Raw genomic sequence first — 23282 nt, forward strand, 5'->3', positions numbered from 1 at the left:
TCGACGTTGGATCGACGAGACATACCGGGCAGGACCGTTACTTTTTGGACACCACGATCGATGTGGTTTCCAGATCCCAGGTGGCGGCGGTTTTACCTTCATCGCGCAGCAGATACTTCAACACCCGACCCTGCGGGTTTTTCGGCAAGCTGCTGCGAAACTCGATGTAGCGCGGCAAGGCATAGTAGGGCACCGAGTCGGTGGCCCAATGGAACAGCTGCTCCGGGTCTAGCGTCACGCCTTCATGCAGTACGGCAGTCACCTTCACATCATCCTCGCCTTTATCAGAAGGCACGGCATGCACCGCCACTTCGGCCAGTGCCGGGTGAGAAGCAAAGGCTGCTTCCATTTCAAAGCTGGAAATGTTCTCCCCCCTGCGACGCATGTAGTCCTTCTTGCGGTCGACAAAGTAGAAGAAGCCATCATCATCGAATTTGCCAACGTCGCCGGTGTGGAACCACATGTTGCGCATCAGCTTCTGGGTATCCTCCGGACGACGCCAGTAGCCCTGGAACATGATGTCGGGACGGAGCGGGCGCACCACGATTTCGCCAGGGGAGTTGGGCGGTACTTCCTGATCGAGGTCGTCGACGATCCTAACGTCAAAATCTGCAATACGTTTACCCGACGAGCCGGGCGCGGCGTATTCCCCGGCAGCCAGCGAAGTGATAACGCAGGCTTCGGTCAGGCCATAGCCGTTGCCGCCTACCAGCTTGGTGCCGAAGCGCTCGCGCCAGATCTTTTTGGTTTCTTCGGTATAAGGGTTGCCACGGGCGGTATGGATCTGCCCGACGCAGCGCAACATCGCTTCGTTATCTGGCGCCTGGGCGAGGAGGCCGCCCATGCCACCCAGGATCGAGGCAATGGTCGCGCCCGAGCGCTCCACTTCCGGCCAGAAATTCGAGACCGAGAACCGCGCAAGAATGGCGGCGCGCGCGCCCACCAGAATGCTGGCAATGATGGATACACACAGCGCATTCATGTGAAACAGCGGCAGCGGCGTGATGGTGACGTCGTCGGCACTGGCCGGACCGGCACGTAGTTGCAGGCGCGCCAGATTGCACATGAAGTTGTAGCTGATCATGCAGCCCTTGGAAGGGCCCGTTGTACCCGAGGTGTAAATCAGGCAGGCGAGGTCTGAAGGTTGCGGTTTATTGACGAGTGGGGTGGCGTCATGGCCACGCCATTCATCCAGTGGCGCAATACGAATCGGGCAATCAGGAACTGCTTCGAGGGTGCCACGGTGAAGAATGTGGTGGACGTCCTGCAGTTGTGAGGCGAGCGGGGTGATGCGTGGCAGGTAGGCTGCTTCGCAAATTACCACCGAGGTGCCGGTATCGGCGATCTGATGGCGGAGGAACTCGCCCTTGAGCGCGGTGTTGATCGGCACACTCACGGCGCAGAGCTTGTTGATGGCCAGCCAGGTGGTGACGGCATCGATATTGTTATCCAGCATCGTTAGCACGGTTTCACCGGCCTTGACGCCCAGGGTGGCAAGTGCGTTGGCCATCTTGGTGGAAAGTGAGTCAACCTGAGCATATGTGTATAACTCACCGCTGAAATCCAGCAATATTTTGTCTGGATGCCTTGCTACCGCGCGATCTAACGCGTCAATGACAGTGTCTCGTTCTCCCACTGCCCAGGTGTCTGGATTTCCACTGCTACCCATCAGTTTTCTCCTTTAGGCATCCGTAAGCGGTCGGGTTGCCTGATTTTATTTTGAAGAGAGAATCTGATTCTAAATACAAACGTCTTAAATGTCTTTAGCAATAAGTTGAACATATAGTGTTATTTATGCACAGATCCTGTGCTAACGTTGCACAATCTTTACTCTTCATGAGCCTGTCACGCCATGCCAAAAGCCGCACCCAAGAAAGCAGAGGCGCCAGCGCCGGCTAGCAAACCCAAAAAAAATGCGCCACCTGAAGCAGGGGCGAGCCCGGCTAAACCCGTCGAGCGACGTGCTGCTGCCAACTCAGTGGCAGGAACCAAAGTCAAGCCGAATCGCCGTTCGGAAGAAACCATTGCCAACATCCTTAAAGCCACTGAGGAAGTCGTGCTGATGTCTGGCGCGGATCGTATTTCGATCCTGGATGTGTGCCAGGTAGCGGGCGTTTCCCGTGGCACCTTTTATCGCTATTTCGCTTCGCAAGAGGACTTGCTGGACACCTTTTCACGCCACAAGCGCGAAAGCTTTCACAGCTCGCTGTCCCAGGAACTCGGTCACATCAGTGATCCTGAAGCGCGCTTGAATGCGCTGTTTGCCTATCTCGACAACTACCTGGAGCAAAGTCGGGCTCGGCGTCTTCTGGTGGTTGCACCCGACTACGCGCTGGGCTTCTTCCGACGGATTTTCCACGATTCGATCGTGCGCTTTCAGGATGGCCTGGGCATCGTTTTCGACGACTGGGACGAACGCCTCGGGGTGCGTCTTGACCGTGAGCTGATCTGCGAAATGATCATTCGTTACGTGTTGAGCGAAATCCTCGTGCCAGAAGCCGCGGGGCGTCGATTGTTCCCGGTCCGGGTGAAAAAACTCCTGGGCGCGCTGATCATGGGTTCTACCTCGCGCACCCGCCGCTGACCTTAAAGAACTACCCATCGCGCAAACAAAAGCCCCCGTTTATCGGGGGCTTTGCGTTTCCGTACGCTAATTTTTCCCCTCCTGCATTCCACTCTTTTTCGAGGCTGACTCGAAGTTTTGGACCCCTCTAAGCATTTTTCGACGCGAGTTGAGGGCTCTGGGTCAGGCCTCTCCGCGCGCAAATAAAATAAATTGAACAGTATTTTGATTTCTGCTCAATTTAATCTTAAGCTCTGGTCTTGGCAGTGAGCCGTCGGCTTCCCCTTTTCGCGGCAATTTGATCCAGGCCACGTGAAGGCACCGCACAAATAACCAACAAAAAGTGCCAACTTCGAGGTACCTAGACATGCTTATCGATCTTCACGCCCACGCACCGCACCCTGGCTATTACAACCAGCACCCTCACTGGGGGCCGTTCTTTGAGCAGCACGCCGATGGCGATATCAAGCTGCGTGTCGGTGACTGGATTCTCGGTCTTGGGTCGCCAGAGCGTAAGGCTGCCGTGCGCTCCGGCAAGGGGCCCAAGCTTGAAGAGTATTTTGCGCGCTGGGCTGATCCGAAAGTGCGCTTGGCTGGCATGGATGCGGCGGGACAAAACCTGCAGGTCGTGTCCGTACCGTCCCACTGCTACATGTACTGGACCGAAGCCGAATTCGCCGTGCCTTTCGCCCGTACCGTCAACGAGACATTGGCTGAATACTGCTCCGCAGCTCCTGATCGCTTGATGTTCTGGGCTCACGTGCCTTTGAATGCGCCAGAAGCGGCGGCGGCTGAATTGCGCTACGCCTGCACCGTACTGGGCGCTAAAGGTCTGGTCGCTGGCGGCGCCAACTTCGGCGGCCTGGAGTTCGATTCGCCGGAACTCGACGTGGTGTGGAAAACCCTCTGTGATCTGGATCTGCCGATGTTTATTCACGGCTACAACCAGTCGGTCACCTGGGGCAAGAACGCCAACGACGACCGTTACGAAACCACCGCCATCGTTGGCATGCAGTACGACGAAAGCCGTTGTTTCTGGAACCTGATTTGCGGCGGCGTACTGGATCGCTTCCCTGACCTTAAGGTGTACATCACCCATGGCGGCGGCTATGTCCCGTACCAGCTCGGTCGTCTGGCCAAGACCAACGAGAACCTCGACGTCAAATACAACAAAAAGCCGCTGCTCGAGTACATGAAAAACTTCTACTTCGACGTTGAGCTGCATGAAGTACCGATGCGCCAGGCGTTGGTCGATATCATCGGTGCAGACCATGTGCTGTACGGCAGCAACTTCGGCGGTAGCGATGCCGTGCGTCACGACCTGACCCATGGCCTGAAGTTGTCCGACGCCGACTTGCGCAAGATTCGCTATGAAAACGCATGCCGCTTGCTGCACATCGATCCTGCCAAGTTGGGCAAGGTAGGTGCCTGATGAAGCTGGCACGATGTGAGTATTTTGCTACCGGCGTTTTTTGGGCTGTCGTGGATGAGGCCCAGGACCAGGTGACGCCAATTTCCGGCAATTTCAAAGATTGGGCGCCCGGCGTGACTGCCGGACGCGGCATCAGTTCGTTGCGATTCGCCGGGCCAGCGCTCCCTCTTTCCAAAGTGCGCCTGTTGCCGCCGATAGAACCCGTCAACCGGGTGGTCGTGGCTGGCGCTAATTACGCCAAGCATCTGGTGGAGTTTGGATTGAGTGCGCCGTCCCAGCCAGTCGCCTTTCTCAAGGCTTATGGCGCGCTGATTGGCGCCAATGACCCGATCCGCTTTCCACCGTTGACTGAGGAGCTCGATCACGAAGTTGAATTGGTGGCGGTCATCGGTACTGACGAGATTGACCTGGAAAACCCGCTTGCCTGCGTGCTCGGTTACACCGTCGGCAATGACGTCAGCGCGCGCGATCTGCAGCGTAGTGGGCCGGCGGGCATCGGCATGGATCTGTTCGCGGCCAAAAGCCAGGATCGGACTACTGGACTTGGTCCCTGGATCGTCACGAAGGATGAATTTGCGCAAGGGTCACCAACGCTGCGCCTGACCTTGAAAGTAAATGGTGAGACGCGCCAGGACGGCTCCACCGGCGAAATGACCTGGGGTGTTGATCATCTGATCCGCTTTGTCCAGCAGCGCTCGAGTTTTGCCTGTGGCGATGTGTTGTTCACGGGATCGCCGGCGGGAGTGGGGATGGGCACCGGTCTGTTCCTCAAGGAAGGCGATGTGGTCGAAGCCAGCGTCGAAGGCATTGGCACGTTGCGCAATGTGGTCAGTAAAAAGAACCGCGCCTAATCGAGAGCCAAACATGAACGCCAATAAAGAAAAAGTAGTCGTCGTCGGTGCGGGTCTGATGGGCACCGGTATTGCGCATGCGTTCGCCAGCTCCGGTTTCAGTACCTTGTTGGTCGATACCAATGCCGCCTCCCTGACAAACGCCAGGGCGAGCATCGAAAAAATCCTCGCCGATGGCGTGCGCCTGGGCAAAGTCAGCGAAGAAAAAGCCCGGCAATCGTTGGCCAATCTACTGACCTGCAGCGACTTGACTGAAGCGGCGAGTGGCGCCAATTGGCTGGTTGAAACAGTCTCAGAGCAGTTGGCAGTGAAGAAGGCGGTGCTCGCGCAAGCGGCGCCACTGCTGGCACCGGACGCGATTATAGCGACCAATACGTCGGCCCTGAGCGTGACCGAAATTGCGGCGTCAGTGGAGTGTGCAGATCGCGTGATCGGCATGCACTTCTTCAATCCGGTGCACAAAATGAAACTGGTGGAGCTCGTGCGGGGGCTGGCTACCAGTGATGAGGTCGTGGCGCGCACGCGTACCTTGTGCGAGCAGATTGGCAAAACCTCGATCATCGTCAATGAGTCACCAGGATTGACCACCAGTCGCATGTCTGCGCTGTTGGGCAACGAGGCAATGTGGATGCTGCAGGAAGGCACCGCGACCGCTGAAGACATCGACACGGCTCTGCGCCTGGGCTTTAACCATCCGATGGGCCCATTGGAGCTGGGTGACCTGACTGGTTGGGATACGCGGCTGTCTGTTCTGCGTTATCTGCATCAGACCCTGGGTGAGAAATTCAGGCCGTGCCCGCTGATCATCAAAATGGTCGCTGCCGGGCGACTGGGGCGAAAGTCAGGGCAGGGGGTTTACCGCTACGAAGACGGTAAACAAGTACCAGGTTCAGGGCTCAAGGCGAGTGCGTTATGAAAGACATCGTCATAGTTGATGCGGTACGCACGCCAATCGGCAAGTTCCGCGGCAGCCTGGCCGGCGTGCGCGCCGATCACCTCGGGTCGCTGGTGCTCAGCCGGTTGCTGGAACGGGTCGATGTGTCGCCGACGTTGGTCGACGATGTGATATTTGGCAATGTCACGCAAATTGGCGAGCAGTCCGCCAACATCGCCCGTACAGCCTTGCTCGGTGCCGGTTGGCCGGTCACCGTGCCGGGCCTGACCATCGACCGTAAATGTGGGTCGGGCGAAGTGGCCGTGCATTTGGCCGTTGGCGCCATCGCGGCTGGATCCGCTGATATCGTGGTGGCAGGTGGTGCGGAAAACATGAGCCGCGTGCCCATGGGCAGTAACCGTGAAATTCACGGCGAAGCGTTTGGCTGGATGGCAGTGCAACGCTATGAACTGACCAGTCAGGGCGAGGCTGCTGAACGTATCGCCGACAAATGGGCGCTCAGTCGCGATGCGCTGGATGATTTCGCTTTTGCCAGCCATCAGCGTGCTGCCGCGGCGTCCGATGCTGGTTATTTCGATAATGAAATAGTGCCGGTTGCGGTCGAGGAGCTACGAGAGCAAGTGCTGACGGAGCCAGTTGCTGTGTTGCGCGAGGACGAAACCATTCGCCGTGATACATCGCGGGAAAAACTGTCGACGCTAAAAACCAGTTTTCGTCCGGACACCGGTCGAATCACCGCTGGCAACTCGTCACAGATCTCCGACGGAGCAGCGGCATTGCTGTTGATGAGTGCCGAAACCGCGAAAAAACTCGGGCTCAGGGCTCGAGCGCGGATTGTGGCGTTCACAACCGTCGGGTCCGATCCGACGTTAATGCTCACCGGGCCGATTGCTGCCACCCAAAAGGTGTTGAGCCAGGCCGGGCTGAACATCAACGACATCGACTTGTTCGAGGTCAATGAAGCGTTTGCCTCGGTGCCGCTAGCCTGGATGCAGGAGACCGGTGTGTCGCACGACAAGTTGAACGTCAACGGTGGCGCTATTGCCCTCGGTCATCCATTGGGCGCCAGTGGTGCACGCTTGATGACCACCTTGTTGAACGAGCTTGAGCGCCGCGGCGGGCGTTTTGGCCTGCAAGCCATTTGCTGCGCCGGCGGCATGGGCACGGCGACCATTATCGAACGGCTCGATTGAGATGGCGCGCCTACCGCTGATCCCACTGGATGCCATGCCGGCTGCGTTGCAAGACGCGGTGGAGCGGGGCCGGCGCAGTCGCATGCTCAGTTCAACGACGCCGGTGCAGGTCTGGGCTCACCGACCCAAGGTAGCCCTGGCCTGGCTGGGTTTGATGGAGAGCCTGCACAGCGACAGCCTGCTCGATGAGCGTTTACGCGAGTTGGTGCGGCTGAAAATCGCCAGCATCACCACTTGCCAGGCCTGCCAACTGGCGCGCAAGTCCGACTCAGTTACTGAAGAGGATATTGCGTGCATGGCGACGGACAGCGAGTCCTTCACGCCAGCCGAACGTGCCGCGTTGCGTTATGCCGAGTTGTTTGCCAGCGATTACCTGGAGATCGACGACACGCATTTCTTGCGACTCGGGGAGTTTTTCTCTGACGCCCAGGTGGCAGAGCTGGGGCTGTACTGCGCCCTGATGTTGGCGGGTGGCCGCATGACACTGGTGCAGCAGGCCTATTGACACGTCTCGCAGCACAAATAGTTGATCGAATTATTAATAAGTGTCCAATACCGATCTAGTCAGGCCTATTATCAGCCAGAAGGTATGGCCTTAAGCAGCTACCTGACAAAAAATAATGACAAAAATAGCGGAGACGATCATGTCCACACCGGTGCAGAACGATCTGACGAAGGCTTTCACCGACGTAGCCAGTAATTATCGCGGTACCAGCGATATCGACCTGCACGCGACTTACCGCGATATGCGCGCCAATTCGCCCGTGCTGCAAGGCAACTTCATGGCAAGTCTGGGCGTGCCGTCGATTGCCGGCCTGGATGCCAGCCGGCCAACCTTCACACTGTTCAAATACGACGATGTCATGGCGGTCATGCGTGACGCCGGCACCTTTACCAGCGGTTTTATCGCCGAGGGGCTGGGTGCGTTTTTCGATGGCTTGATCCTCACTGCAATGGACGGGGATGCTCACAAGAACATCCGTAATCTGCTGCAACCGGTATTCATGCCCGAGACGGTGAATCGCTGGAAAGAAACTAAGATCGATCGGGTGATTCGCGAGGAGTATCTCAAGCCGATGGTCCCGGCCAAGGGTGCCGATCTGATGGACTTTGCCCTGTATTTTCCGATCCGGGTGATTTACGCGTTGATCGGCTTTCCCGAGGATCGTCCCGAGCAGATCGAGCAGTACGCGGCCTGGGCGCTGGCCATCCTGGCGGGCCCGCAAGTCGATCCGGAAAAAGCCGCCGCGGCCCGCGGCGCGGCCATGCAGGCCGCTCAGGCTCTGTACGATGTGGTGAAAGTGGTGGTGTCCGAGCGTCGCGCCGAGGGCGCATCGGGCGATGACCTGATCAGCCGGCTGATCAACGCGGAGTATCAAGGACGGTCGCTGGACGATCATGAAATCGCCACCTTTGTACGCTCACTGCTCCCGGCTGCCAGCGAAACCACGACTCGCACCTTCGGTACCTTGATGTCGTTGCTGCTGCAAAATCCGGAGGTGCTGGAGCGGGTGCGTAATGACCGTAGCCTTGTAAACAAGGCCATCGACGAGGCGGTGCGCTTCGAGCCTGTGGCCACCTTCAAGGTGCGTCAGGCCGCCAAGGACCTGGAGATCCGCGGTGTAGCCATCCCCAAAGGGGCAATGGTGCAATGCATCGTGACCTCGGCCAATCGCGACGAAGATGCATTCGAAAACGCCGATAAATTCGACATCGACCGCAAGCCCAAACCTTCGTTTGGCTTCGGCTTTGGCCCACACATGTGTATCGGTCAATTCGTGGCCAAAACCGAGATCAACTGCGCACTGAATGCGATCCTCGACCTGATGCCCAACATCCGTCTCGACCCTGACAAACCCGGGCCGCAGATCGTCGGCGCACAGCTGCGCGGTCCGCACTATTTGCACGTGCTGTGGGACTGATGGAGATGCGCACTCGATTTAATATGAACAGATTCAAAAAATGTGTTTAATTAAATAGAGATGTGCACTATGATTCAGGCACAACAACAAGCCCGAATGCGAAGGGGAAAACAATGAAAGTTGAAGATCTGATTCTTGTCAGCGTCGATGACCACGCGATCGAGCCGCCGAATGCTTTTGCTCGCCACATGCCCGCCCGCTTCAAGGGTCGTGAGCCGCATGTGGTCAAAAAGGGTGATCGTGATGTGTGGGTCTTCGAGGAACAGGCCACTGGCTACATGGGCCTCAATTCCGTGGTCGGTCGACCAAAAGAGGAATACGGCATGGAGCCGCTGGGCTACGAGCAAATGCGCCGTGGCACCTGGAACATCAAGGACCGCGTCGACGACATGAACGCCAACGGCGTACTCGGTTCATTGTGCTTCCCCACCTTTCCGGGTTTTGCCGGACAGCGTTTCCAGGTACACGCTGACCGAGACGTGGCGATGGCGGCCATCCAGGCCTACAACGACTGGCATTTGCACGATTGGTGCAACGCTGCGCCAGGCCGTTTCATTCCGCTGATGATCGTGCCGTGGTGGGACATGAAAGCCGCGGCTGCCGAAGTCGAACGTCTGGCCAGACAAGGTGTGCACGCGCTTTCGCTGTCGGACAACCCGGCTATTCATGGCTACCCGTCGATCCATAGCGATTACTGGGACCCGCTGTGGAAAGCCTGCAGCGATAACAAGGTGGTGATCTGCTGCCATATCGGTACCGGCGTGAAAGCTCAACACGCTTCGGATTTGTCGCCTATCGACGCTTGGATCACCTCCATGCCGATTTCCATCGCCAACTCCGCCGCAGACTGGATCTGGGCGCCGATGTGGAAGAAATTCCCGGACCTGCGCATGGCGCTTTCCGAAGGCGGCATCGGCTGGATTCCTTATTTGCTGGAGCGTGCTGACTTCACCCACCGTCACCATAACGCGTGGACCAATTCCAACTTCGACGGGAAGATGCCCAGCGACATCTTCAACAAGCACTTCATCACCTGCTTCATTGAAGATAATTTCGGCCTGAAGAACCTCGATTATCTGAACGCCGAGATGGTTACGTGGGAAAGCGATTACCCGCACTCCGACTGCACCTGGCCGAACTCGCCGGAAACCGCTTGGGAAGGGTTGCAGCACCTGCCTAAAGAGATGATCGACAAAGTCACTCACTTGAACGCAATGCGTGAGTTTTCCTTCGATCCGTTCGCTATCCACGGTCGGGAAAACTGCACGGTCGGCGCGCTGCGGGCTCAGGCCACGCACGTCAGCACCGAGCCAGCACTGGGCTTGGGTGGTGCCGATCATGGTCGTCACGACAACAAGCCGGTCACCTCCGGCGACATCAATGCGATGTTTGCCGAGGCTGACGCGCAAACCGCGTTGTAAGTTGCCGCTGTTCCTACAGTCGCCGGCCAACGGCGACTGTGGAGCGGTTGCCGATCTGTGGTCGCTTCGTTCGAAGCGATTGCGCCTGTGTTCAGCGTTAGAGAGCGCATATGGCCATCAGTCAATTTTCCTACAGTAATATTCCTCCCGAGGCGGAAGCGCTTCGCACCGAAGTGCGGGCGTTCATTCTCGACACACTGGCCGATTACCCACCGACCTTGAGTGCACAGTCCTGGATGGGCTTCGACGCTGAATTCAGCAAGAAGCTCGGCGCGCGGGGCTGGGTGGGCATGGCCTTGCCCAAAGCCTACGGCGGTGGCGAGGCGGGTCCTTTTGCACGCTACGTGATCATTGAAGAATTGCTGGCCGCCGGTGCGCCGGTATCGGCTCACTGGATCGCCGACCGGCAAAGTGGGCCGCTGATCAATCGCTTCGGTACCGAGCAACAAAAACAGCACTTTCTTCCAGCCATTTGCCGGGGTGAAAGTTACTTCTGCATTGGCATGAGCGAGCCCAATTCCGGCTCGGACCTGGCTTCGATCAAAAGCACTGCTGTGCGTGATGGCGATAGCTGGCTCGTCAATGGCCAGAAGGTCTGGACCACCAACGCGCACCATTCGCAGTACATGATTGCCCTGGTGCGTACCGGTGAGAAACAAGCGGCCCGGCATGAGGGCATGTCGCAATTCATCGTCGACCTGAGCCTGCCCGGCATCACCATTCGCCCGATTCGCGACCTGGCCGGTGGCGAGCACTTCAACGAAGTGTTCTTCGACAATGTAAGGCTACCCGCCGACGCTTTGATCGGCACTGAAGGGAAGGGATGGGACCAGGTGACCGCCGAACTGGCCTTCGAACGCAGCGGCCCTGAACGCTTCCTCAGTTGTATGGCGTTGTTGAAAACACTGATCGACGCGGTGGGCAAGTCCCCTGACGCACTACAAGCGCGGGAGATCGGGCGACTGTCAGCCAAGCTGCTGACGCTGCGCAATATGTCGTTGTCGGTCACGGCACAGTTGGCAGCGGGTGAACATCCAGCCTGGGCGGCCTCCTGTGTGAAAGACCTTGGCAATGCTTTTGAGCAGGAAATTCCCGAAGTAGCCCAGCTGTTGCTGGAAACCGAGCCACGGCAGGACGGCGGCAGCGAGCACGCACGCGTGCTGGCCTACCTGACACAGATGGCGCCCTCATTCTCACTGCGCGGGGGCACTCGCGAAATTCTGCGCGGCATCATTGCCCGCGGCCTGGGGTTGCGATAATGCGCGAGATATTCGAAGCGACGATTGAACGCCTGTTTGCCGATCTGGCGACGCCGGCTTATGTGATGAGCTGTGAAGGCGGCGAATGGCCGGCCGAGTTATGGGCTGCGCTGGACGAGTCGGGCTTCACCCTGGCGGGTGTCACCGAAGCGCTGGGCGGCGCTGAGGCCAGTTGGGCCGATATGTATGTGCTGATCCGTGCCGCTGGGCGCTTTTCAGTACCTGCACCTTTGGGTGAAGCCCTGCTCGGCAATTGGCTGCTGAGCAGGGCTGGCCTGGAGGGCAGGGCAGGTGCCATCAGCGTGGCCGCCAACGCCGATCTGGTACTTGAGGGCGAGCGCGTTTACGGCACCGTCTACTCGGTCCCTTGGGGGCGCAACGTTGAAGCGGTCGTCGCCATCGCCAATAGCCCAACCGGCGTGGCGCATGTGGTGCTGCTGTCGCGAATCGCGGCGAGTGAACTGACGTTGAGTCTGAATGTGGCAGGCGAACCGCGCGATGATTTGGGTTTCACCAGTGCCCAGGTACTGGCACAAGCACCGTTGCCCGGCGGGCTCGACGCCAACGTCCTGGAACTGGGCGGCGCGATGCTGCGCGCGGCGCAGACCGCCGGGGCTTTGCACGCCCTACTGGACATGACCGCCAACTATGCCGGTGAACGCAAGCAGTTCGGCAAGGCAATTGGTTCTTTCCAGGCCATTCAACAACAGCTTGCAGTGTTCGCTGAGCAGGCTGCCGCCGCCGGCATCGCGGCCGAGGCGGCCTTCACGGAATCCAGTGCGGGGCTCGCGGCGCTGACCATTGCCGCGGCAAAAATCAGCACCGCAGAAGCCGCAAGCGTCGGCGCAAGCATCGCCCATTCAGTGCATGGCGCCATTGGCTTTACCGAGGAATATCCGCTGCATCTGCTCACCCGTCGGTTGTGGGCGTGGCGCAGTGAATTCGGCTCGGCCAGCCTTTGGAGTCAACGCCTGGGTACTCAGATATGCCAAGGCGGCAGCGATGGATACTGGCCCTTGCTCACCAGCCATGGCCAACAACCCTTAACCCGTCTCGCGAGTAATCCGGTATGAGCCCGTTTCTACAGATTGAGCGTGAGGGCGGCATCGTCACCGTGCGCATGAACCATCCCGACACGCGCAATGCCCTGACGACGCGCGAGCAGATCCAGGAGTTTGTCGATCTCTGCGCTGAACTGCGCCGTGACATGTCGGTACGGGTAATGGTGCTTACCGGCAATGGCAGCGCTTTCTGTGCCGGTGGCAACGTCAAGGACATGCACGAGCGCGGCGGCATTTTCGCCGGCTCGCCGTATGAACTGCGCAATACCTACCGGGACGGCATTCAGCGTATTCCCCTGGCGATTTATGAGCTGGATATCCCGGTGATCGCCGCGGTTAACGGCCCGGCGATCGGTGCGGGCCTCGATCTTGCCTGTATGTGCGATATCCGGCTGGCGGCGCCCAAGGCGATCTTTGCCGAGAGTTTCGTGCGTCTGGGCATCGTTCCGGGTGACGGCGGCGCCTGGCTGTTGCCGCGCATCATTGGTATCCCTAAAGCCAGTCTGATGGCGTTTACCGGTGACGCTATCGATGCAGCCAAGGCGCTGGAATGGGGGCTTGTCGAGCAAGTCTGCACCCACGAAACGCTGCAATCGGAAGCGCAGGCGCTCGCGCGCCGAATCGCCAGCAACCCGGGTCATGCGTTACGCCTGTGCAAGCGTCTGCTGCGCGAAGGCCAACATATGCGCCTCGATTCGCTGCTGGAATTGTCGGCGGCGTATCAGGCGTTGGCGCATCACACCGAAGACCATCATGAAGCGGTGGCGGCTTTTGTCGACAAGCGCGATCCCAATTACCAGGACCGCTGATTACCCATCGCCTAATACAAGAATCGATCTGGAGTAAGCAAAATGCGTGGCGTATTTCGAGAAGACCACAACATGTTCCGTGATCAGGCCCGCCGTTTCGTCGACCGCGAAATCGTGCCCTACCTGCATGAGTGGGAAAAAAACGGCATCGTTCCCAAGGAAGTCTGGCTCAAGGCCGGTGAGAACGGCTTGTTATGCTCCACGGTGCCTGAAGAATACGGTGGCCCCGGAGGCGACTTCGGTCACTCGGCGGTGATGATCGAAGAGCTGGCGCGGGCCAACGCTACCGCCGTGGGTTTCACCACCCACTCGGAAATCGTCACGCCTTACATCGTTGCCTATGGCAGCGAAGAGCAGAAGCAGCAATGGCTGCCACGTATGGTCAGTGGTGAGTTGATCGGCGTCATCGCCATGAGCGAGCCGGGTATCGGCAGCGACCTGCGTGCCATGCGCACTTCGGCGCGGCGTGACGGTGATGACTACATCGTCAACGGCCAGAAGACCTTTATCACCAACGGCGGCAATGCCGGACTGGTGGTCACCGCCACCAAGATTGATCCGGCGGCCAAGGAACTCACACTGATCTGCGTTGAGGAAGACCGAGCCGGCTTCGCCAAGGGGCGTCTGCTGGAAAAGATTGGCCTGAAAGGGCAAGACACTGCCGAATTGTTTTTTGATGAAGTCCGGGTGCCCGTCGGCAATCGATTGGGTGAGGAGGGCATGGGATTCAAATACCTGACTCATCAATTGGCCTGGGAACGCCTGATCATCGCGATCCGTGCCGCGCAATCCATCGACACGCTGCTGGAAGAAACCATCGGCTACACCCGGGAGCGCAAGGTCTTCGGAAAACCGGTGCTCGACTTCCAGAACACCCGCTTCAAACTCGCTGAAGCCAAGGCCCAGGCCACCATGCTGCGGGTGTTCGTCGACGACTGTCTGGCCAAAGTGATGCGCGGTGAACTGACGCCGGAAATCGCGGCAATGGCCAAGCTGCTGGGCTCGGAGATGCAAGGCAAGCTGCTTGATGAGTTTCTGCAATTACATGGCGGCTACGGCTTCATGAGCGAATACAAGATCAGCCGCGCCTGGGTTGACGCCCGGGTCGCGCGCATCTATGGCGGCACCTCTGAAATCATGAAAGAAATTATCGGCCGTACCCTTTGAAGCACATTTGCATGAGGCAAACAGATGAGTAATTCCCTTTACGACATTTCGCTGAAGCAGATCGATGGAAGCGTCCGCACCCTTGGCGACTATCGGGGCAAGGTCCTGTTGGTGGTCAATGTCGCTTCAAAATGCGGGCTGACCCCGCAATACGAGGGCTTGGAAAAACTGTACCAAGACAAAAAATCCCAAGGCCTGGAAATACTGGGTTTCCCCGCCAACAACTTCAAGGAGCAAGAACCGGGTAGCGATGTGGAAATCGTTGAGTTCTGTTCAGTGAACTATGACATTCACTTTCCGTTGTTCTCGAAAATCTCGGTTGTCGGCGCGGACCAGCATCCTCTCTACGCCGAGCTGACTGCTGCACAGCCCGAGTCCACGGGTGAAGGTCCTTTCCGAGAGCGCTTGACGGGTTATGGCATCAAGTCAGACAACACAACGGACGTACTCTGGAATTTCGAAAAGTTTCTGATTGATCGGCAGGGCACGGTCGTTGCCCGTTTCGCTCCAGACATCGCGGCTGATGATCCTCGTTTGCTTGAAGCAATCGAAGCTCAATTGGTCCAAGAGGCGTGAAGCGGTGCTGACAGTCGATACGGTTAGCGCGCTTCGTGCGCTCGTGGCCCGTGCACGAGGTGAAAACAAGAAAGTCGCGCTGGTGCCGACAATGGGCAACCTGCATGACGGTCATATCGCCCTGATTCATTGCGCAAAGCAGCGAGCCGATTTTGTGGTCGCCAGCATCTTCGTCAATCCACTCCAGTTCGGGGCGAATGAGGATCTGGCCAACTATCCTCGGACCCCCGACGCCGATCGCGAAAGACTGGTCAACGCCGGGTGTGATGCGCTGTTTGCCCCTGCTGTCGAACAGATCTATCCAGATGGAATGCTCAATCAGGCCATCGTCAGTGTGCCGAACGTGTCTGAAGGTCTTTGCGCTGCGGCACGTCCTGGTCACTTTGATGGCATGGCCACTGTCGTCGTCAAGCTGCTGAACATTGTTCAGCCAGACGTGGTTGTTTTCGGGGAAAAGGACTATCAGCAGCTGGCAGTCGTCCGCTCCATGGTCAGGGATCTGAATATGGTGACTGACGTTGTCGGTGCACCGACGATCCGGGCCGCGGACGGCTTGGCATTATCGTCGCGCAACGGCTATCTGAGTGACCATGAGCGTTCGGTGGCCCCCGTCCTTTACGCTTGTTTGAAGCAAATGGAGGCGAGTATCCAGGTTGAGGGGCGGGTGACTGAGCACCTGTTGATTGAATGTCATCAACGTATAAGCGACGCCGGTTTTCAGCCGGAATACTTTGAAGTCAGGAATGCTCAGGATTTAAAACCTCTGACCAGCTCCGATACTCACTTTGTGATTCTTGTGGCGGCGCGCATCGGCAAAACGCGGCTCATTGACAATCTGACGGTGGACCTTCGGCCATCAAAAAGATCACCAGAGGAACAACACCCATGAGCCTCTATCGAGCGTTCACTGTTCTTGGCCTGTGCCTTGTCTCTCTTGTCGGCATGGCTCAACAAGCGCCAGTGGATGCCTATGGTGCCGACACCCAGCGTGCCAACGCCTTGCTGTTAAAAGCTGTCGCCGAATACAAAGCCAAGGGCGACACCGCCCTGGCTGAGTTCAGTCGCCAGGGAGCCTATGTCGATGGAGAGCTGTACATCTACGTTGTCGATACCTCCGGCGTGATGCTTGCCAGCGGAGGGCCTTCGGTTTCACTGGTCGGAAAACCGGTGGTCAGCGTTCTGGACGACGACCTCAAGGCTGCATTCCAGCAAGCGATTTCGCAGCCAGACGACGGCATCGTGCGTAGCGCCGAATACCGCTGGTGGAACTGGCAACACGGTAAGGTCGAGCGTAAGCGCGTGTTCTATCAACGTGTGAAAGATCGGGTGATCTCCGTGGGTTACTACATGCCACGGTCCAGCCCTGAACAGGCACAACAGCTGCTGCGCCAGATTTCGGCGCAAGTTGCCAGCGACGCAAAAGCCACTGTCGGGCGCATTAATCAGCACGATAAGCAGCTCACCCAGGATGATCTCTATGCCTTTGTGGTGGACCTGAAAACCAGGCGGTTCATCGCTCACGGCTTTTCGCCCCGGCTGATCGGCACCGACTTCAAGTCATTGCGCTCTACCGACGGCAAGCCGATTGGCGAGGACATACTCAAGCAGATGAACACGCATGAAGCAGGGGAGATCACTTATCAATGGCGTAACCCTATGACGGGGCAGAATGAATACAAGAGGACTTTTCTGCAGCGGGTTAATGGATACGTCGTCGCCGTGGGCTGCTATGCAATCAAGTGATCAAAACAGGGACCACCGGCGCCCGCAGCAAGGAGTGTGCGCATGACTGATTTAGTATTGCTGCATGGCGGCAACCATGGCTCGTGGTGTTGGAAGCCTTTTGTGGAGGCGTTAAACCAACAACCCGGATGTTTCAAACGAGTGATCACTCTGGATATGCCTGGGTGCGGCAAGAAGCGCGGTCGAGATGTTGCGTCCCTGCGGCTCGACGATGTGGTCAAGGAGCTTAATGACGACCTGCATGCACTCGGTGTGAACCAGGCCGTGTTGCTTGGGCATTCCATTGCGGGGGTCGTGCTGCCAATGATGGTGTTGGCTGCTCCGCAACTATATTCGCAGCTGGTTTACCTGGCCTGCGCATTGCCCAGTGAAGGCCAATCGATTCTGGAGTTACTTGGCACAACGCTGCATGGCGAAAGCCCGGAACATGTCGGCTGGCCGCTGGACCCCGCGCACACAACCCCTCAAGCGCTGGCGGTGGCCATGTTCGGTCAGGACTTGAGTGAGCAAACCATGAGTTGGTTGTTAAGCGAAGCGAGCCAGGACACGACGCCACTCTGTGTGGCGACAGACTCCATCAGTCGTGCGGGATACCTGGGAATGATTCCGGCGAGTTACATCATCACACTGCGCGACAACATCCTGCCCGTCGACTGGCAACGCCGTTTTGCGCAACGTGCTGGCGCGGGCGTGGTTATCGAGATAGATACGGCGCACGAGCCGTTCGTATCACACCCGCAGCTACTGGCGGATGTCATACGAGGTATAGAGCGGCATGAGTGATGAGCGATATCGGTGTTTCAATCCGTAGCAACGGCAAGGCAATCCGCAGCGATTGGTTGATCCTGTCCATTATCAGCTTCAACTTTATCTCGTACATATGCAGTGGCTTGCCGCTTGCGGTGTTGCCGGGCTATGTCCTCAATGACCTGGGCCTGACCTCGGTTTTCGCCGGCGTGGTTATCAGCTCGCAATACCTGGCGACGCTCCTGGCCCGCCCCTTGGCCGGTGGTGTGGCCGATCGCCTGGGTGCCAAATACGCGGTTGTGTGCGGGTTCAGTGGCTTGATGTTGAGCGGCGCCCTGACGGCGCTCGCCATTATCCTGCCCACCCAACCCTGGTTGACCCTGACGCTATTACTGCTGGGGAGGCTGGTGTTGGGGGCGTCCACGGCCATGATCTCCACGCCCTGCTGCACCTGGGCCATCGGGTTATGTGGTGCCCCGCGGGCGGCACAGGTCATGTCGTGGAACGGAATAGCGGCTTACGGCGGCACGGCTGTTGGCGCGCCACTGGGTGTGCTGCTGCGCAATTCGATGGGTATCGCCAGTGTGGGGTTGTGCACCGTGTTGCTTGGCTTGGCGTTCCTGCTTTTGGCTCTGGGCAAGCGCCCAGCGCCATTGGTTGCAGGCGCCCGTCTGGCATTTCACCGAGTCCTGTTCGCCGTCATGCCCAATGGCCTGGTCCTGGTTTGCAGCTCGGTGGGATTTGGCGGGCTTACGGCGTTCGTCGCACTGTATTTCGATAGTCTCGGCTGGGATTACGCCGCCTATTGCTTAAGTGGTTTCGGCGCAGGTTTTATCGTTGCCCGATTGTCGTCGCCAGGAATACTGCAGCGATTCAGAGGGTACAAAGTGGTGGGCGGCTGCCTGCTTGTGCAGACATTGGGCATGCTGCTGATATGGCTCGCGCCTTCGCCTGCGCTGGCCATTGCCGGTGGGGCGTTAACCGGGATAGGGGTGTCATGGGTCTATCCGGGGCTTGGGGTGGAGACTTTGGCTAGCACTCCGGCCGCGAACCGTAACTCGGCGCTCAGCGCCCTTTCATTATTCTTCGATATTGCAGTGGGGATGGCCGGTCCGGTGATGGGCCTGGTTGCGTCAGGTTTTGGTTTTGCTGCGATATTTCTCTGTGCAGCACTGATGTCGATGGGCGGGTTTCTGGTAGTGCTCTGCCTATGGCGGAAGGGGCGTATACGCGATTAGTGTTAGTTGTTTAATAGCATACCTCTGTTTCACATAACTGACGTGCAAGTAAGCTCTCCGACGATCTGTCAGCGGGAAAATAACAGAACCAGCTATACCGCTATTGGCCGATTGCTGCGTGTCATGTCGGGTCGGAATCGACCCGAACCGAGCTCTCAGCGATATATACATAACTACAAGGAGTTCAGCGTTATAAGAATTCGACTTATGACGACGGCAAAGTCTCTGCGGCTGCGTAGTCTGGAAAGGACATCATCGACTCGACCGGAGGATGCTCGTAGGTTGAGGAAAGAACGGCACTGAGCCGATCGCCCAACAGGTTCCAGGCGCTTTTCTTCTCTTCGGCATAGTCGTGATGCAGGTAATGACGCCTCACCCTAGAGCCGGCCAACACATGATTTTGGCAGCGATCGATGACGTCCAGGCTGACCCCCAAGGCCTGCATCATGGTCGCGCCGGTACGGCGCAGGTCATGCGGGGTCCAGTCACCGTTCTGGCCGTCAGCAAGCACCAGGGTATCGTCATGACGCCGTCTAGAGAGGGCCTTACGGTTTTTGAACCGAGCCTGACGATCGCCGACCTGTTTGCTCACCACTTTCACATCCACGTGCCCATCATCCTGCTTGTTGGGAAAGCACCATTCAGAGTTTCCCGTCAGCGTCTTGAGTTCCTGAAAGAAATGCAGGGCAAATGGCGAGAGGAACACATGGTGGTCCTGTTTCTTGCCCCGGGTGCCTTTGACGTTTTCACTGGGGAGGAACCAGGTCTGCCGGTCAAGATCGACATTTTTCCATTCGGCCTGGAGCAACTCGCCAATCCGGCACAGCGTACCCAGGCTGATCCAGAGTGCGAGTTGGGTTTCTTTCTTTAGCGGCCGTATGCCGTCGTATTTTTGCCCGGCGGGCAGGGCGTTGTAATCGGCAGTCATTTGCTGGAAGCGGTTGTGCAGTTCCAACAGCTCAGCCGGTGAAAGGATGCGGCTTCTTTCGGCCTCGTAGTCGGCTGGGATCAGAGGGGAAATGTCGACCAGTTCCGTCGGATCGCCCTCGATCAATAAGGCCCGCCAGGGCTGACGTTTTCTGGCCCAGCTGAACATCTGAGTGAGGTCGGCGAAGAAACTGATGGCTTGCCGGTGAGCGCCGCGGTTGACCACGGCGCGGATCAGCGCCCGAACATCGTGTTCGGAGACGCTGCTCACCGCGGTCTTGCCGAGTGCCGGATAAAGGTCCTTGTTAAAGCGTCGTTGCAATTCAGCATTGCCATCTTTCCGCGCTACGCCATCCAGCAGCCACGCGCTGGCCAGATCCTGGACGGTCAGCGTTTTCACCTTCGTCGTTTTTACTTGTTCAGCCTCTACGTTAGTAGCGGCGTATGCCTGGGCCTTGGCGGTTTTCTTTTGCTCGCTGGGATTGATCTGCTCATCAATGAGCGCCCGGGCCTGGTTGCGGGCCTTGCGGATGTCCGTCAGGGATTTGCGCGGCCAGGTTCCGCAGGCGTACTCTTTGTTTTGATTGCCCCAGCGATAACGGTAGAAAAAGCTGACTGACACGCCGTCCTTGCGGACTGAGATTCGACCGGCGAGATTACCATCCTCGCGGAGGATCCGGCCGGCATCATTGACGGTCAGCGACTCAAGTTCTTTGATGGTGATTTTGGCCATGAAATGGACTCCCCCTACTTTTACCCCCACAAAAACGTCGGCTCTTGATGGACGTTCCTGGACTCTCGTAGAGCAGAACACCGCTGGAGCTCAAGTAAATACTAGCTTAGAAAAATCCAGAGTAAAATTTTGGAATCTTTCAAGAAGTATGAAAAAGGAGATGGGGTGCTAGGGGTCGAGTGTTCGAATCACTCCGTCCCGACCATATAATTCAAAGGGTTGCGAGATTTTATCTCGCGACCCTTTTTTATTTTTGATCGTTTTTACCCCTACAAAACGACTGGCTTTTGGTGGAATCCTCACCTCTTTCGGAGGAGATGGGCGCAAGATTTCTGGGTGCCAATGTCCCCCCGCAGTAATTTCGGCGATGGAGGGCAGGGATGGACCTAGTTGACGGCTCGTCAGGCAGTTTTCAGCTTTTGCTGTGGGGGTAGCTGATGGCGACTACTTGCCTCGCTCGCTCTGAAAGACCTCCTGAGCGTTGCAATGCAATTGATTTGTCGATTTTTTTCTCAAGTTCCGGATAAAAATCCATTACGAGGAGACGTAACCGATCTAGAAGTTTAGGATCATTTTTAAGCTGGTCTCGTAAGTGGACTGCGTAACCGTAGTTGGAAGTTAAGGCATCGTCGGGCGCAAATGCCCGCATCCACTTCAGCATGATATCTGCGTCCCCTCCGAAATTTATCAGCAGGTCGATGTAGCGAATCAGCTGGGCCGAAGCGTTATAAAGTGTATATCTGTTGATGTCTAAGATGGACGTTTGATGTTCGACTGCGATCTTCTTGATGTCCTTCCATCCCTTACTGAGCTGGAAGGATTCTTTCATACTTACAGAGATTGTTTTGGCGGTGGGTTTACGTGGGGTCAAATGACCCTGTTCGACAGGTAGCGCCCGAATGGCCCCGGTAGTGACATTTACGTCGATCAGTAGCACGGGAATTAACGAAACAGACAAATAACGCGCGGTCGTGGACTTCAGGCGGATTTTACCTCTATCAGTCCTGGTTCCTTTGATCTGCAATCGTATAAGTGCGCCGGTCACTGAGCCTCGCTTCTTGACAATCTCAATTTCCGCGTCCAGACCGTAGTCTTTTGGTAAGTCTCTATAAATCCAGCCTTTTTTTGCAACGGCTTTTTTTACTAAAGCGGTTGCTTGATCGTCAACTACATGGGACTTCGTTCTCATAGGAAGATTTTCTGTCATTAGGTCCATCTAACTCTGTCTCTTGCGCTTGTTGGAGGAGGGACATTCAATGCCGTTTTATTTTTTGATCACTGGATAAAATGACGCATGTTTATTAGCTAACTACAAATGATCTCTGCAGGCCGGTGGTGATCCGTCGTCGGTGCTGAATTCACTTTCCCCGCAACCCAACCACACCCCTACCACTTGCACAAAAACGGCACCAGAGTACGCTTCAATCGGATCCAAAGGAGGGATTGCGGTGCCGAATTTTTTTGTTGAGCAAGCGGGGACGCTGAATCTGTTTCAACAGCAGCGTACTCCCAATCATGGATTCAGACCTGGACAGTTGGGTGCGTTGCACGCAGTTTTGGCGCATTTTTCCGTGCAAGACGACCCTGCCATTGTCTGTTTGCCCACTGGCTATGGAAAGACCTCCTTGATGATGGCGCTTCCCATGCTGCTGGGGCCGGCGCGTGTACTGATAGTGGAACCTTCAAGCGCCTTGAGAAAACAGGTGCATTCACATATTTCTGTCATGTCCACACTCCGCCGGATTGGTGCGCTAGCTGAAGATTGTCCGCTTCCCGACGTGCACCTGCATATCGGCCGTCCTCAATCCCTTGAAGAATGGCAATTGCTTCAAGCCTACGACGTCGTCGTTTCGACACCTTCAAGCTCATCACCCGACCTAGCCCCTGGTGCGCCGTCGGACCTCTTCGATCTTGTGATCTTCGATGAAGCCCATCATGCTCCGGCCGATTCCTGGATGGCCTACGTAGAACACTTCACAAAAGCTCGGTTCTTGTTTCTCACGGCAACGCCCTTTCGACGAGATGGGCGCGTCATTCCAGGGAAGCTCGTTTATCGATATCCGGTAATGCGGGCTGTCGATGAGGGGGCCTTTGAGCCAATTAACTTCTGTGCGGCACCGATCGAAGACGAACTCGATGATGAACACGTTGATCAAGCCATAGCTCGGGCGGCTGTTCAGCAGCTTAACGAGGACAGGGCAAACGGGTTCGATCATAGGCTGTTTGTACGTGCAGGGACTATCAAGGCCGCACAGGATCTAGTGCCGCTCTATCAAGGCCTGGGCATAGCGGTCGAGGCCATTAGCAGCAAACTTACGAAACGTCAGCAGGAGGCGATTGAGGAAAGGCTAATCACCGGTGCGCTGGAAGCGATCGTTTGCGTGGACATGTTCGGGGAGGGTTATGACTTTCCGAAACTCAAGGTGGCGGCGCTCCATGCTCCCCACCAGTCTCTGGTGCCCACAATTCAATTCATTGGACGCTTCGCCCGTGTGGACGAAACCACAGGCCCGCCAACACTGATTGCACCAACTTTCCGTATCAAGGAGGCAACAGCGTCTCTTCTTAAGGAAGGCGTAAATCTTGCGCAGATGATTGATGAGGCTGCGATCGCTCAACGTAAGCGTCCAGCCGCCCCACCTTTACTCAGGTTGAGGCGCGAGGGGTAATAGCTCATCGATCCGGCTGTTGGGCCAGCTGGGTAGTTTTTCCAGCGTATCCTTGAGCCAAGCGGCGGGTTCGATG

The 23282-nt window shown here is 57.1% G+C and carries 22 protein-coding genes; 18 read left to right on the top strand and 4 right to left on the bottom strand.

All coding sequences use genetic code 11. The features are described 5' to 3' along the window. Positions 1-37: 37 nt before the first annotated feature. A complete protein-coding gene (locus TU80_RS18285; RefSeq protein ID WP_057005050.1) occupies positions 38-1669 on the bottom strand; it encodes an ATP-dependent acyl-CoA ligase in 1632 nt (543 codons plus the stop codon). A gap of 183 nt (positions 1670-1852) precedes the next feature. Here TU80_RS18285 and TU80_RS18290 point away from each other — a divergent pair, with 183 nt between their 5' ends. The 17 genes from TU80_RS18290 (at position 1853) to TU80_RS18370 (ending at position 18877) form a co-directional block, all read left to right on the top strand. After that, complete coding sequence (locus tag TU80_RS18290) at positions 1853-2584, top strand: TetR/AcrR family transcriptional regulator (protein ID WP_057005051.1); 732 nt, start codon at positions 1853-1855, stop codon at positions 2582-2584. A gap of 346 nt (positions 2585-2930) precedes the next feature. Further along, positions 2931-3995 carry an amidohydrolase family protein gene (locus tag TU80_RS18295; RefSeq protein ID WP_020300781.1) on the top strand — a complete coding sequence of 355 codons (1065 nt, stop codon included), beginning with the start codon at positions 2931-2933 and terminating at the stop codon, positions 3993-3995. Beyond that, positions 3995-4846, top strand: coding sequence for a fumarylacetoacetate hydrolase family protein (locus TU80_RS18300; protein WP_057005052.1), 852 nt, complete (start codon positions 3995-3997; stop codon positions 4844-4846). Before TU80_RS18295 ends, TU80_RS18300 begins: the two co-directional genes overlap by 1 nt. Before the next feature lie 13 nt (positions 4847-4859). Beyond that, entirely contained in the window at positions 4860-5762 is a 903-nt protein-coding gene (locus tag TU80_RS18305; protein WP_057005053.1) for a 3-hydroxyacyl-CoA dehydrogenase, read from the top strand. Further along, positions 5759-6934, top strand: coding sequence for a thiolase family protein (locus tag TU80_RS18310; protein ID WP_057005054.1), 1176 nt, complete (start codon positions 5759-5761; stop codon positions 6932-6934). Before TU80_RS18305 ends, TU80_RS18310 begins: the two co-directional genes overlap by 4 nt. 1 nt (position 6935) lies before the next feature. Next, entirely contained in the window at positions 6936-7439 is a 504-nt protein-coding gene (locus TU80_RS18315; protein WP_169850674.1) for a carboxymuconolactone decarboxylase family protein, read from the top strand. 139 nt (positions 7440-7578) lie between these two features. Next, on the top strand, positions 7579-8856 hold the full coding sequence (locus tag TU80_RS18320; protein ID WP_057005055.1) for a cytochrome P450: 1278 nt from the start codon (positions 7579-7581) through the stop codon (positions 8854-8856). Between the two features lie 113 nt (positions 8857-8969). After that, a complete protein-coding gene (locus TU80_RS18325; protein ID WP_057005056.1) occupies positions 8970-10277 on the top strand; it encodes an amidohydrolase family protein in 1308 nt (435 codons plus the stop codon). Positions 10278-10387: 110 nt separating this feature from the next. After that, positions 10388-11536 carry an acyl-CoA dehydrogenase family protein gene (locus tag TU80_RS18330; protein WP_057005057.1) on the top strand — a complete coding sequence of 383 codons (1149 nt, stop codon included), beginning with the start codon at positions 10388-10390 and terminating at the stop codon, positions 11534-11536. After that, the gene (locus tag TU80_RS18335) at positions 11536-12609 is read left to right on the top strand and encodes an acyl-CoA dehydrogenase family protein (protein WP_057005058.1); all 1074 of its coding nucleotides are present in this window, start codon (positions 11536-11538) and stop codon (positions 12607-12609) included. Before TU80_RS18330 ends, TU80_RS18335 begins: the two co-directional genes overlap by 1 nt. After that, a complete protein-coding gene (locus TU80_RS18340) occupies positions 12606-13406 on the top strand; it encodes a crotonase/enoyl-CoA hydratase family protein (protein ID WP_057005059.1) in 801 nt (266 codons plus the stop codon). Before TU80_RS18335 ends, TU80_RS18340 begins: the two co-directional genes overlap by 4 nt. 42 nt (positions 13407-13448) lie before the next feature. After that, positions 13449-14573: an acyl-CoA dehydrogenase family protein gene (locus TU80_RS18345; RefSeq protein WP_057005060.1), complete on the top strand. Its 1125-nt coding sequence runs from the start codon at positions 13449-13451 to the stop codon at positions 14571-14573. 24 nt (positions 14574-14597) lie between these two features. Next, complete coding sequence (locus TU80_RS18350; RefSeq protein ID WP_057005061.1) at positions 14598-15149, top strand: glutathione peroxidase; 552 nt, start codon at positions 14598-14600, stop codon at positions 15147-15149. A 4-nt stretch (positions 15150-15153) separates the two neighbouring features. Then, positions 15154-16038: a pantoate--beta-alanine ligase gene (panC, locus tag TU80_RS18355; RefSeq protein WP_057005062.1), complete on the top strand. Its 885-nt coding sequence runs from the start codon at positions 15154-15156 to the stop codon at positions 16036-16038. Continuing rightward, positions 16035-16892: a cache domain-containing protein gene (locus TU80_RS18360; RefSeq protein ID WP_057005063.1), complete on the top strand. Its 858-nt coding sequence runs from the start codon at positions 16035-16037 to the stop codon at positions 16890-16892. Before panC ends, TU80_RS18360 begins: the two co-directional genes overlap by 4 nt. Before the next feature lie 42 nt (positions 16893-16934). Continuing rightward, positions 16935-17675: an alpha/beta fold hydrolase gene (locus TU80_RS18365; RefSeq protein WP_057005064.1), complete on the top strand. Its 741-nt coding sequence runs from the start codon at positions 16935-16937 to the stop codon at positions 17673-17675. Then, on the top strand, positions 17675-18877 hold the full coding sequence (locus TU80_RS18370) for an MFS transporter (RefSeq protein ID WP_057005065.1): 1203 nt from the start codon (positions 17675-17677) through the stop codon (positions 18875-18877). Before TU80_RS18365 ends, TU80_RS18370 begins: the two co-directional genes overlap by 1 nt. A gap of 205 nt (positions 18878-19082) precedes the next feature. Here TU80_RS18370 and TU80_RS18375 read toward each other — a convergent pair whose 3' ends face one another. Then, positions 19083-20537: a tyrosine-type recombinase/integrase gene (locus TU80_RS18375; RefSeq protein ID WP_057005066.1), complete on the bottom strand. Its 1455-nt coding sequence runs from the start codon at positions 20535-20537 to the stop codon at positions 19083-19085. Between the two features lie 412 nt (positions 20538-20949). Beyond that, a complete protein-coding gene (locus TU80_RS18380) occupies positions 20950-21753 on the bottom strand; it encodes a DUF4365 domain-containing protein (RefSeq protein WP_057005067.1) in 804 nt (267 codons plus the stop codon). A gap of 232 nt (positions 21754-21985) precedes the next feature. Between TU80_RS18380 and TU80_RS18385 the strand changes: the two genes are divergently transcribed. Beyond that, positions 21986-23206: a DEAD/DEAH box helicase gene (locus TU80_RS18385; protein ID WP_235000083.1), complete on the top strand. Its 1221-nt coding sequence runs from the start codon at positions 21986-21988 to the stop codon at positions 23204-23206. On the opposite strand, the gene TU80_RS31770 is transcribed toward TU80_RS18385, so the two are convergent. Further along, the coding region (locus TU80_RS31770) for a transposase domain-containing protein (protein WP_156422911.1) at positions 23180-23282 on the bottom strand (103 nt) is incomplete at its 5' end. The genes TU80_RS18385 and TU80_RS31770 overlap by 27 nt on opposite strands.

Source organism: Pseudomonas veronii, from assembly GCF_001439695.1.
Lineage (GTDB): Bacteria > Pseudomonadota > Gammaproteobacteria > Pseudomonadales > Pseudomonadaceae > Aquipseudomonas > Aquipseudomonas veronii.